The sequence below is a fragment of the Azoarcus indigens genome (assembly GCF_004361735.1).
GTDB lineage: Bacteria > Pseudomonadota > Gammaproteobacteria > Burkholderiales > Rhodocyclaceae > Azoarcus > Azoarcus indigens.
Map to the genome: position 1 here is coordinate 1 of NZ_SNVV01000029.1, position 11,599 is coordinate 11,599.

General features: G+C 71.4%; 8 protein-coding genes. 2 read left to right on the top strand and 6 right to left on the bottom strand.

Annotated elements, in window-relative coordinates; genetic code table 11:
• The coding region (locus tag C7389_RS25205) for a hypothetical protein (RefSeq protein WP_211342531.1) at positions 1 to 337 on the bottom strand (337 nt) is incomplete at its 3' end.
• Between the two features lie 439 nt (positions 338 to 776).
• Between C7389_RS25205 and C7389_RS22050 the strand changes: the two genes are divergently transcribed.
• Positions 777 to 1,349: a hypothetical protein gene (locus C7389_RS22050; RefSeq protein WP_133594826.1), complete on the top strand. Its 573-nt coding sequence runs from the start codon at positions 777 to 779 to the stop codon at positions 1,347 to 1,349.
• A 251-nt stretch (positions 1,350 to 1,600) separates the two neighbouring features.
• On the opposite strand, the gene C7389_RS22055 is transcribed toward C7389_RS22050, so the two are convergent.
• Together C7389_RS22055 and C7389_RS22060 are read right to left on the bottom strand one after the other, a co-directional pair.
• Entirely contained in the window at positions 1,601 to 2,197 is a 597-nt protein-coding gene (locus C7389_RS22055; RefSeq protein WP_133594827.1) for a substrate-binding domain-containing protein, read from the bottom strand.
• Positions 2,198 to 2,244: 47 nt separating this feature from the next.
• The gene (locus C7389_RS22060) at positions 2,245 to 2,535 is read right to left on the bottom strand and encodes a hypothetical protein (protein ID WP_133594828.1); all 291 of its coding nucleotides are present in this window, start codon (positions 2,533 to 2,535) and stop codon (positions 2,245 to 2,247) included.
• A 420-nt stretch (positions 2,536 to 2,955) separates the two neighbouring features.
• On the opposite strand from C7389_RS22060, the gene C7389_RS22065 reads away from it, so the two are divergent.
• Positions 2,956 to 4,086 (top strand): GGDEF domain-containing protein, encoded by a 1,131-nt coding sequence (locus C7389_RS22065; RefSeq protein ID WP_133594829.1) that lies wholly within the window; start codon positions 2,956 to 2,958, stop codon positions 4,084 to 4,086.
• A gap of 375 nt (positions 4,087 to 4,461) precedes the next feature.
• Here C7389_RS22065 and recD read toward each other — a convergent pair whose 3' ends face one another.
• The 3 genes from recD to C7389_RS22080 all read right to left on the bottom strand — a co-directional run bounded on the left by recD (position 4,462) and on the right by C7389_RS22080 (position 11,535).
• Complete coding sequence (recD, locus tag C7389_RS22070) at positions 4,462 to 6,381, bottom strand: exodeoxyribonuclease V subunit alpha (RefSeq protein WP_246034929.1); 1,920 nt, start codon at positions 6,379 to 6,381, stop codon at positions 4,462 to 4,464.
• 169 nt (positions 6,382 to 6,550) lie between these two features.
• The gene (gene recB, locus C7389_RS22075; RefSeq protein ID WP_133594830.1) at positions 6,551 to 10,336 is read right to left on the bottom strand and encodes an exodeoxyribonuclease V subunit beta; all 3,786 of its coding nucleotides are present in this window, start codon (positions 10,334 to 10,336) and stop codon (positions 6,551 to 6,553) included.
• A 164-nt stretch (positions 10,337 to 10,500) separates the two neighbouring features.
• On the bottom strand, positions 10,501 to 11,535 hold the full coding sequence (locus C7389_RS22080) for a glycosyltransferase (protein WP_162851810.1): 1,035 nt from the start codon (positions 11,533 to 11,535) through the stop codon (positions 10,501 to 10,503).
• Positions 11,536 to 11,599: the final 64 nt, after the last annotated feature.

The following is an 11,599-nucleotide window of genomic DNA, read 5'->3' on the forward strand; positions in this document are numbered from 1 at the left end:
TTGCTCCTGAGATGAATCGACGACGTGGCCTTCCCAGAAGACCACGCCCAACATAGCATCGCGCATGACGGGGAAGAGGAAGGGGATCGGTTTGTTTGGCGACTGCCAATCTACCAACCTCCGAACCGTCAACCACTACTTCCCCCAGATTGCGCGAAGAACCTTTTTTTTGGCTCCCCGATCCGGCAATGCGGAATCGACAGCCTCCGCCGTCGACCTGCAGGCGGTAAAAGGGGCCCTCGCCCAGTTCGGCATCCAGACCCTGGCCGCGCGCCCCTACACCGAACTCTCGGGCGGCGAGCGCCAGCTCGCACCAATCGCCGGGGCGCTGGCGCATCGAACAACGCCTGGCCGCCGACGGCTACGCCATCCTCAAGACCACCCACCACCCGGACCACGCCCTCGCCTGCGCCACCCGGGTCGCGCTGCTGCATGAGGGCCGCATCGAGGCTGACAACCCGCCGGCCGAGGTGCTGTCGCCGGCCGCCATTCGTCGGCTCTACCGCGTCGACGTCGAACTGCTGCAGGCCGGCAGCGGCTGCAGCGCCTTCGTGCCCGCCGGCTGAACGCCCCGTGGGCGCCCATGCCGCCGGGCTGGAACCCACTCCGGGCAGTCCGGTCGACGCCATTCGGCAAAACGGCAGGCGGCCCTCTCATCTTCTACGCTGAAGGTGGAACGACAGTCCGCCGGTTCGCCGGCCAGGTCCACACCAACGGGTGCGACTCACTGCGGCAGGCATGCAGGAGCGACATCCACAGCGAAGAGGAGATAGAAGATGCGAGCGACCATCCCCGCAGGCGACGGCATGGGCAATCTCGAGAACGAGTTCCTGCCGCCCCTGGAAGCTACCTACGACCTCAGCTGGGAGAACCAGATCGACTGCGCCAGCGCCTGGCAGGAGGCTGGCGCCAACACCGACGGCGAGGCCTGCCAGTGGCAGGAGTGCGGCTACCCGACCGGCGAGACGACGGCAACACTGAGCATGCAGACGGTGGTGCGGGTGAACACCCTCAGCCTCGCGCTGCGCGACCGCCTGCTCAAGCTCACCAACGAGCTCTCCAACGTCGCCATCGCCGAGATGGCCCAGCGCAAGAGCGACGGGGAAGCCAGCAGCGATGCGCCCTCGACGCCCGAGCCCCTCAGCGCGGAGGGGCGTCAGCGCTTCGCCGAGTTCGCCCGCAACTGGCACGAATTGCTCGCCGCCGCCCAGGCCGGCATGAGCGCCCTGACCGGCTATGCGCCAATCTCCCTGGGCAGCGCGGCCACCAGCCGGGTGGCGCACTCGCTGGTGGAGCGACGACAACGGGTGGTGAACATCGACTTCGCGGACCGGCGACGGGCTGGGTGACGGGCGGGGGAACCAAGGCCTGCCGCCGGGGAGTGCTGTAGCGCTCACGGCACCTGCAAAGCCGCGGAATCACCGGGACCTGCAAGACCAGACCGCCTCCGGCAACTCACAACGGCACAGCAGAGCACTCCCTCCCCCTCGCGGGGGAGGATCAGGAGAGGGGGCGCATTGCAGGTCCGCGGAACTCACCTCCTCTCCCCCACCCCCTCTTTCGCAAGGGGAGAGAAGAGAAGGGCTGCGCCATCCGGCCTTTACCGCCCCTGCAGCTGGCCGAAAGCCACCGGCAGCGCGCCCACCAAGATGCAGGCGCGCCGCTTCATCGCCAGCTGCAGCACCTGCGGTGGCCGTTCGGTGTCGTCCAGCACCATCCAGTCGGCCGCCGGTGGCAGGCCCATCGCCTCCCAAAGGTGCTGCACGATCTCGTGGCTGCCCTGGTTGCCGGCGGCGAAGAAAGGCGCCCGCGCCTTCTCGATGCGGCGGAAGGCCTCGCTGCCGTCGGCCGCGCCCTTGACCCCGGCGGGGTCCTCCAGCGGGCCGACCACCACATGCTCGTTGTAGCCCCACACCCGCTGCCGGCCGACCAGCCCGGCGCCTTCCAGCGCGTAGCTCTCCCGGCCACCGTGGATCAGCAGCAGGTCGGCACGGCCGGCAGCGAAGTCCGGCACCACGCCGTCCTTGTTGGCGGCGGAAACCACCTCTGCGCGCACGCCGGTAGCGGCTTCCAGGCGCGGCGCCAGCCGATCCCATACACCGCTCATCTTCACCCCGCCTATCACCGCCACCTTCAGTGTTTCCGCTGCCTGCGCCGGCATGCCCCACCAGGCTCCGAGGCACAGGCCGACCAGCACCAGCCAGCAGCTCCACCCCGGCGCCCTGTCCCGCGTTGGTCGCCTTCTCATCGCGGCATGGATTCGCTGAAGCTGTAGAAGGACTGACCCTCGCCCTGATCGCCGACACGGACGATGCGATGGATCAGCCAGCGCTCATCCCGCAGCAGCCAGGCCGTCACCGACTCGCCGTAGGAAGCAGCCGCATAGAACTCCTCGCCGTCATCCGAGCGCACCTCGTGCAGCTGGTAACGGTGGGCGTAGTAGCAAGCCACCCCGTCGGCGTCGTAGCCGAACACCCGCTCCGCTTCCAGTTGGTCCTCGCGGAAGACATCAAAGGACAATGGCGGCAGCGCCATCTCCCGCCATTCGGCGGGAAGCCGCTTCCACCATGGTTGCGTGCCACTGTCGTGAACCCTACGCCTGTCACCGGATTTTATATGAATGTTTGTATATAACACTACGCAAACCCCTCCCGGAAAGTGCGCATTTACGCGACCTTTCCTCACTTTTCCATGCAATTGATCCCTTTTTATCGACTAACCCCGGCCTGAGCCACCACTGAGGGGCCGATTCTCTATATATCCAAGCAAGCAATATGCCGGAGCCCCCCCGTCCCCCCGCCCGTTCCGTGCGCCCGCGGACTGCCAACTTTTTCCGCGCGGGCTCAATTCCGGCGGAGCGGCTAGCACCAAGCCCAATCGTTTGGCGTACGATCACTGTCAATCCCCCACAACATCGGGTCCGGACACCGGCAGGGCATCACGGAGGAGACCTGCGTGAAGAAGACCGAACAGACGCTGCTCGAACAGATGCGCATCAGCGAGTTCGACATCGAGCACCGCAAGGAGCTACTGGCTTTCGGCGAAGAAGACATCGCCGCACTGCTCGCCTGCCGCGCCCTGGTGGAAGCGCACATCGACAACCTGGTCGACGAGTTCTACAAGGTGCAGACCAACATCGCCGAGATCGCCCTGCTGATCGGCGACGCCGACACCCTGGAACGCCTGCGCAACGTGCAGCGCCGCTACATCCTCGACCTCTTCGGCGGCGTCTATGACATCGAGTATGTGAACAACCGTCTGCGCATCGGCATGGTGCACAAGCGCATCGGCGTCGAACCCAAGCTCTATCTCTCTGCCATCCAGATGCTGCGCGAGTTGCTGGTCGGCGTGATCGAGGACAGCGGCGACGACGCCAAGTTGATCCGCAAGCGCTTGAAGGCGCTGGAGAAGCTGTTCTATTTCGACATCACGCTGGTGTTCGAGACCTACATCCGCAGCCTGGTTTCCGAGATCGAGACCGCCAAGAACAAGTCCGACCAGTACGCCCGCTCGCTGGAAGAGAAGGTGAGCCTGCGCACCCGCCAGTTGGAAGAGTGGATGCGCACCGACCCGCTCACCGGCGTGCTCAACCGCCGCTTCTTCGAGGAGACCGTGACCCGCGCCATGCGCGCCGCCGAGCGTCGCGACGAGCCGCTGACGGTGGTCTATCTCGACATCGACGACTTCAAGCTGATCAACGACCGCGAAGGCCACAAGCATGGCGACGAGGTGCTGCGCGCCGTGGGCGAGGCCCTGGGCGCCGCCTGCCGCAGCGAGGACAGCTGCTTCCGCTACGGTGGCGACGAGTTCTGCATCGTGCTGCCGAACTGCACCGCCAGCGAGGCGCGCTCCGGTTTCTGCCGGCGGCTGAACGAAACCACCGACCCGCGCCTGGCCGGCATCCGCTTCAGCGTCGGCATCGCCCAGAGCGGCCCCGGCGAGTACCACGACCCGCAGGAACTGGTCTCCCGCGCCGACGCCGACATGTACCGCGACAAGCAGAAGGCCCACGGCCACCTGGCGGAGCACAGCCTGAGCGTGGTACCGGATACGCCGCTGCCCAAGGACAAGCCGGAGGCGGCTTGAGGGGTGATCCAAGATGGATAAGCTGAAGTGGCTGGCTTGAGCCTGCCTATTCGCTGGTAGCGGAACCCGAGGTAACGATGACCAGCGGCGCCCATCAGCCGCAATTCCGTCCAGATGAGCAATGACGTCCGGGAGGCGTCCTCCCTCCCTCTCGCGGGGCGCCCGGCAAGGGGCGGCTACCTTGCAGTCCCACGGACCGTGCCCTCTCCCCAGCCGCTCTCCCATAAGGGAAGTAAAAGCCAGCCGCTGCACAAGCAGAGCAGCATCGGGGCGGAGCCTCTGCCTCCACGCTCAGCTTGGGCAGCAAGCGCAAGGCCCTCTCAGCCTCTCCACCCTCGCCCACCTCCAGCCCCCCGCCTCAAACCGCCAGACCGCTCAGCAGGACGCCCCCTGCTCCTCCAACCGTGCCGCCAGGCCCGACCAGCGCCGCGTCGGCTGGGCGCAGGCGGCGGCGAACACCGCGCCTGCGCCTATCAGCTGCAAGCGACGGGCGGCGCGGGTGACGCCGGTGTAGAGCAGTTCCCGGCTCAGCACCGGCGACGGCCTGGCCGGCAGCAGCAGCGCCACCTCCTCGAACTCCGAGCCCTGGCTCTTGTGCACCGTGAGGACGAAGGCGGTGTCGTGGGCGGGCAGGCGCAGCGGCGCCACGCTGCGGAAGCCACCGCCGGCGGCGGGGAAGAACACCGCCAGCGCACCGTCCGCGTCCGGCAGGCACAAACCGACGTCGCCGTTGTAGAGCCCGAGCAAGGCGTCGTTGCGCAGCACGATCACCGGCCGGCCGGGGTACCAGGGCGAGGCGGCGCCCCTGTCCTGCGCATGGCCCAGCGCGGCCCGCAGCCAGCGGGCGAGATGCGCGTTCAGCGCCGCCAGCCCGCGCGGGCCTTCGTGCAGCGCAGCCAGCACGCGGAAGCGGTCGAAGGCGGCGAACAGCGCAGCTACGTCCGCCTCGCCGGCCAGCGCCCGCCTCAAGCTTTCCAGGTAGGGCACGTAACCGGCCTCCAGCCGCGCCAGGGTGGCGGCAGCCGGCTGGGTGGCGGCGTCCTCCAGCCAGTGCACCGCGTCATCCTCGTTGGCACGCAACCAGAGCAAGGCACGCTCGCCCTCGCCCTGGTTGATGTCGGCTGCCAGGCGGCCGATGCCGGAATCGCGGCTGAAGCGGCGGCTCTCGCTCAGCCAGGCGACGCAGTCGGCCAGCGCCGGCGCCGGTCCGCTGCCGGCCGCAAGCGGGGCCTCCGCCGCCATGCCGGCCAGCGTCGCCAGCGCGGCGGCAGTCGCCGGCCGCAACAGCCGGCGGGCGGAGAGGTCGGCGAATACCGCGCCGGCTTCTACCGCCGCCAGCTGGTCCTTGTCGCCGAGCAGGATCACCCGCGCCCCCGGCGGCACCGCGTCGAACAGGCGGGCAGCTAGCGCCAGATCCAGCATGGAGGCCTCGTCCACCACCAGCACATCCACCGCCAGCGGATTGCCTGCGTGGTGGCGGAAGCGGCCGGGCTCCGGGGTGACGCCCAGCAGGCGGTGCACCGTGTGCGCCGCTTCCGGCAGCTTGCCGCGCAGCCTGGGCGGCAGGCCGGCGGCGCGGGCGCGCAGCGCTTCCAGCATGCGGGCGGCGGCCTTGCCGGTGGGGGCGGCCAGCGCGATGCGCAGCGCCGGCTCCACCGTCAGCAAGCAGCCGAGCAGGGCGGCGACGGTGGTGGTCTTGCCGGTGCCGGGGCCGCCGGAGATCACCATCAGCCGGCTCAGCAGCGCCTGGGCGACGGCCAGCTTCTGGCCATCCGGCAGGCCGTCGTCGCGGGCCGGGAAGAGCTTGTCCAGCAGGGCGCCGACGCGCTCGCGCAGGGCGGCGGCGTCCGCCGGCAGCGCTGGCTGCGCCAGCGCGCGGAGACGTCCGGCGAGGCGGCTTTCGAGATCGAAATGGCGGCGCAGATAGAGGCGGTCGCCGCCATCCAGCACCAGCGGATGGGCGCCGGCAGGCAAGGCGGGCGCTGCGGCGGCCACCACGCTGCTGGCGAGCAGTTGCATGCGCAGGGCCGCCACCGCCTCCACGCCGCCAGCCGCGGCCGGGTCTTCGCTCTCTTCGATCAAGGCCGCCAGCGGCAGGCAGACGTGGCCCTGGGCGCTTGCCAGCGTCAGCCGCAGCGCCGCGTCCCGCAGCGCCGGCAGCACCTCGGCCGGCGCGCCATCGGCGCGCGCCCAGGCTTCGACGTGCAGGGCGAAGCCGAGGGCGAGGTCGCGCTGCGCCGGCGCCTCGCCGGCCAGCGGCAGGGCGCTGCCCAGGGAGTGCACGGTGGCGTTCATCGGGCGGCCCCCCGTTCATTGCGGAAGGCCGGGAGGGCTGCATGCCGGCGGCGAGGAAGGTAGCGGCCGACGGCATCCAGCCCTGGCGGCCCCGCTCCCTCGCCCAGCCCGGGCAGCTCACGCGCGGCGGAGAGGAAGGCGCCGACGGCGCCAAGACGGACGCCGCCGCTCATGCCAGCACTCCCAGCCCGCGCTCCGCCGGTTGGCGGCCGGCCAGCAGGGCGTCCAGTTCCTGCACCACCGCCAGCGCCGGCCGGTGGCTGTAGACGCCGGCGGGTCGAGGACCTTCTGCGCCGGCCACCTCCCAGCCCGGCCGCACGCCGCGAACGAAGAGGTAGCGGGTGCCGCCGAAATGGCGCTCGTAGTCGTAGCCGGGCAGGCTGAGGCCAAGGTGCCGGTGCAGGGCAACGGTGTAGAGCAGGTGCTGGAGGTGGTAGCCGTGGGCCTGCATCGCCGCCTCCAGCCGCGGGCCGGCATAGTCCTGCGGGCGGTCGCCGAGGTGGTTGGACTTCCAGTCCAGCAGGTAGAAGCGGCCCTGGTGTTCGAATACCAGGTCGATGAAGCCCTTGAGGTAGCCGGCCAGTCCGGCAAAGGCCAGCCGCGGCACGCCGTAGCCCTGGGCGGCCAGCCAGCGGTTGAGGCCGGCGGCGTCCAGCGCCGGCGCCGGCAGGTGGAAGGCGAGCTCGGTGAGGCGGCGCGACAGCGGCAGCTGCGCCAGCTGCAGGCCCTCGCCCAGCGGCGCGGCGATGACGTCGGCCAGCAGGCGGCGCAGCATGCGCGGCAGCCGGCGGGCGGACTCCTCTTCGCTCACGCCGGCCAGGCGCTGCGGATGCGCTTGCAGCGCGGCGGCGATGGCGGCGTCCCAGCCGCGCTCGTCGGTGAAGTCGATGCGCTCGAACACCGCATGCAGACAGTCGCCGGCGGCCGGGCCGCGGGGAAAGCGCAGGATGTCGTCGGCGGCGAGGGCGGGCGCGGCCTCCAGCCCTTCGCCAGCCTCCTCGCCTTCTCCCTCTTCCGGTGCCAGCGTGCGGGCGTCGTGGTCCTGCGCCGCCTGCTCGTGGGTGGCACCGAAGATCAGCGCGCTGAAGCTGCCGATGCGCCAGCCGGCGGGGATGGGCGGCGGCCGCAGCGCGCGCGGGCTGGCGTCGCCGTGGTCCGGCGGCGGCAGGGCGACCGCGGCGCCGTCCGGCAGGTCGGCCAGCGCCATCGTGGGCTCGCCGCTGCGCTGGGCGGCGGCCACCAGCTGGCGCCAGCGGGCGTCGATCTCGGCCGGCGTCATCTTGTGCTCGCGCCAGGCGGTGGTGTCCAGACCGCCGCCGGCCACCATCCAGTTGAGCAGGCTGCGGCCGCTTTCGCTGTAGCTGGGGCGGCCGAAGGACAGGGTGGCATAGCAGCCGACCACCAGGTAGCAGCGATACACCGCGCGGGTGAGGGCGACGTAGACCAGGCGCAGGTCTTCCGCCTGCCGCTCCAGCTTCTGGCGGGCGAGGATGTCCTTGTCCTCTTCGGCGGCCAGCGTGGAACGGCGGCGGTAGTCCAGCACCAGCCGGCCGTCGTCCTCGTGCCAGCTGCGCATGGCGCCGCCGTCGTCGCGGCCGGGGTAGCCGTCGAACAGGAAGGGGCAGAAGACGATGCCGTACTCCAGGCCCTTGGAACGGTGGATGGTGACGATCTGCACCAGGTTGCGGTCGGACTCCAGCCGCAGCTGGGCGGCCTCGCCGCCGCCGCTGTCGGCGCGGCGGCTGGCCAGGGCGCGCAGCAGCACTTCCGGCGAGGCCTCGCCGGCGGCCTGCTGCAGCAGTTCGGCCAGGTGCATCAGGTTGGTGAGCCGGCGTTCGCCGTCGGCGCGGGCGAGCAGGCGGGCGGCGACGCGCTCGTCGGCCATCCATTGCCGCAGCATCACGCCGAAGCCGCGCGCCAGCCAGGTGTCGCGCCAGCGGGCAAAGCGGTCCAGGATGTCCAGCAGCGCCGCTTCGTCGCCGGCCAGGCGGGCGAGCGCGGCGGCATCGCGGCCCATGGCGGCGCCCGCCAGCGCGGCCAGCACCCGCGGCTGGCGCGCCGGCTCGGCGATGGCGAGCAGGATGCGCTCCAGCTCTTCGGCGTCTTCGGTGTGGAACACGCTGGCCTGGGACAGCTCGACGCTGCCCACGCCCACCGCCGCCAGCGCCTGGCGCATGCGCGCGCCCTGGCCGTGGCTGCGCACCAGCACCGCGATGTCGGCCGGCGCCAGCGGGCGTTCGCCGATGCGGACTTCGCCGGCCGCGGCGGCAGCGAGCAGGCGGGCGATCTCGGCGGCGCTGGCGGCGGCGGCGCGCTGCAGGGCGACGCCGCGCGGCAGGCGGTCGCCGCCCTCCTCGCCTTCCAGCGCTTCGTCCTTGGGAATGCGCCACAGCCGCAGCGCGGCCGGGCCGGCGCTGGCGGTGAGGTCCACCAGCGGCGGGCGCGGCCGTTCGCCGGCCTCCACCCGCTCGTAATCCAGCCCCGGCAGCATGAACACCCGGCCGTTGGCGCCGAACAGGCGGTTGCAGGCTTCGATCAGCGCCGGCGCCGAGCGCTGGTTGCGGCGCAGGGTGTAGCGGCTGTCGGCGCGCTCGCGGGCGGCGAGGTAGGTGTGGAGATCGGCGCTGCGGAAGCTGTAGATGGCCTGCTTGGGGTCACCGACGAGGAAGAGGCTGCCGTGGCGGCCCTCGCCGCGGTAGATGCGGTCGAAGATGGCGAACTGCAGCGGGTCGGTATCCTGGAACTCGTCGATCAGCGCCGCCGGGAAGCGGGCGTGCAGCGCGGCGGCGAGCCAGGGCTGGCGGCCGCCGGCAAGCGCCTCGTAGGCGTTCCACAGGATGTCGTCGAAGGCGATCTGGCGCTGCTCGCGCTTGCGCCTGCGCAGCTCGGCGGCGGCCTCGTCGAGGAAGCCGCGCAGCAGGGCGAGGCGGGCGCTTTCCAGCTGGCCGTCCAGCGCGGCGCGGGCGGCGAGCAGGGTGTCGGCAGCGTCGCAGAAGGCGTGGCCGGGCGTGCTGCCGCCCTTGTTGGTCTTCTCCGCCAGGGTGGCGGCGCACAGCAGGCCGAGCTTGCTGTCCTTGTCCGCCGGCAGCGGCGCGCGGGCGTCGCCGGTGGCGAACCAGTCCGCCCATTGGCGCTGGGCGCGGGCGACGGCTTCCGGCTTGTAGCTGTTCTTGTTGAGGCTGGCAGCGGCGTCGTTCACCCGCGCCAGCACCTGGGCGCCATCGCCCTGCCAGCACGCGGCCGCCTCGGCGTAGGCGCGCGCCAGTTCGGCGCCGGCGGCGTCCAGTGCGGCACCGGCCGCGGTCGGGTCAGTGGCCAGTACCTCCGCGTCCCAGCGGCGTTCGGCCAGCGGCTTGGCCATGTCGGCCTTCAGCGTTTCCGCCCAGGTTTCGGGGCAGTCGCCGTTCTGCGCCAGCAGGTCGGCCAGCGCCGCCGGCAGCGCGCCGCCGATGATGGCGCGGCGCCAGAAGTCCTGCGCCACTTCGAGGCGCAGCGCGCTGTCGTCTTCGGCCAGTTGCAGCGCGTAGGGCAGGCCGGCGGCGAAGGGCGAGTCGGCCAGCGCACGCTGGCAGAAGCTGTGAATGGTGAAGATGGCGGCTTCGTCGAAGGTCTGCAGCGCATGGCGCAGGCGCTTGCTCATTTCCGCGCGGGCGATGCCGGTCTGCTCCACCCGCGCGATCAGCTGCGGCACGAAGGGGTCGCCGCCGGCCGCGCCGCCGTCCAGCACCCGCAGGGTGTCGACGATGCGGTCGCGGATGCGGGTGGACAGTTCGGCGGTGGCGGCCTTGGTGAAGGTGACGACGAGCAGGGATTCGACCGCCAGCCCGCGCTCCAGCAGCAGGCGCAGGTAGAGGCCGCAGATGTTCCAGGTCTTGCCGGTGCCGGCGGAGGCTTCGACGAGGTGGATGCCGTCTAGCGGGCAGGCGAAGACGTCGAGATCGGTGGAAGCGGCCATCGGCGGATGGTAGCGGCGGGGCGCGGGGCGGGCAATGGACGGCGCGGCGCGGACGGCGGACCGCCGCGAGAGGGCGGGCTGGTGGCGCTGCGGGCGAGTCGGCGGTGACCATTCCCTCGGCAAAGAACGCCCGCAAGCCGTGCGGGCCTAGACCTTCACCCGCCTCAGGCCTGCTGCAGCAGCGCCGGTGGCGTGCACTCGTCCAGGATGGCCTGCAGCGCCTGACCGCCGGCGGCGAAGGTGTAGTGGGTCAGCGCCCGCTCGCGCGCACGGCGGCCGAGTTCGGCGCGGCGGGCGTCGTCGTTCCACAGCGACAGGATGGCGGCGCGCAGGGCGGCGGCGTCGCCCGCCGGCACCAGCAGGGCGTCGGTGCCGTCCTCCACGTAGTCCTGGGTGCCGACGCAGCGGGTGGCGACAAGCGCGCAGCCGCGCATCATGGCTTCGATCAGCGTGACCTGGCCGGAGGGGTTGGCGGCATCCTGCAACGGCACGAGATTGAGGCGGGCGCCGCGGGCGAGGCGGTGGCACTCCGCCAGCGCCACACCGCTGCGGAAGCGCACCTCCGGCGGCGGCGCGATGTGCCGGGTGCGGTGCTCGCCGGCGACGATGAGGGTGGAGATGCCGGTGCCGGCCACCGCCGCGGCCAGGGTGTCGTAATCGCGGTTGGCGGTACCGAGGGCGACGATGTAGGGCGACTCCCCATCGGCACCGGCGGGCACTTCATCCTCCGCCGGCAGCGCCACGCTCAGCGGCACGAACTGGAAGCGGGATTCCGGCAGCCTCAGCCAGCGGCTGTAGAGCGGAATCTCGGCGCGCGAATGGACGACGAACACATCCACCCCGGCCAGCGCGAAGCGCGCCACCGCGCCCTTGAGGCCACCGTAGGTGCGGCCGAGGTTGAAGCTCCAGGCCACGACGACGAGGTCGGAGCGCAGCAGCAGCCGTTTCAGCAACCCGGCCAGCGCGGCAAGCTGGGGAAAGACGGTGATCAGGCCCTGTGCGCGGCCGCCGGCGGCGCGGCGCAGGGCTTCCCGCACGTGGCGGTAGTAGTCCGCCCACTCCTGGCGGCCTGAAACCGGCCGGGAGCGGTCATGGGCGTAGCCGGCGGGCACTACCTCCACCTCATGGCCCACCACGTCCTTGACGATCCAGCTCGAGGTCGTGCCGCGGGTGAACGGCGAAAGCAGGAGGAAGCGCATGGACGACTCCACGGTTCGCGCCCGACGGAAGATATCCCCGCGCGGAGAGGCGGGCTCAGGCGGA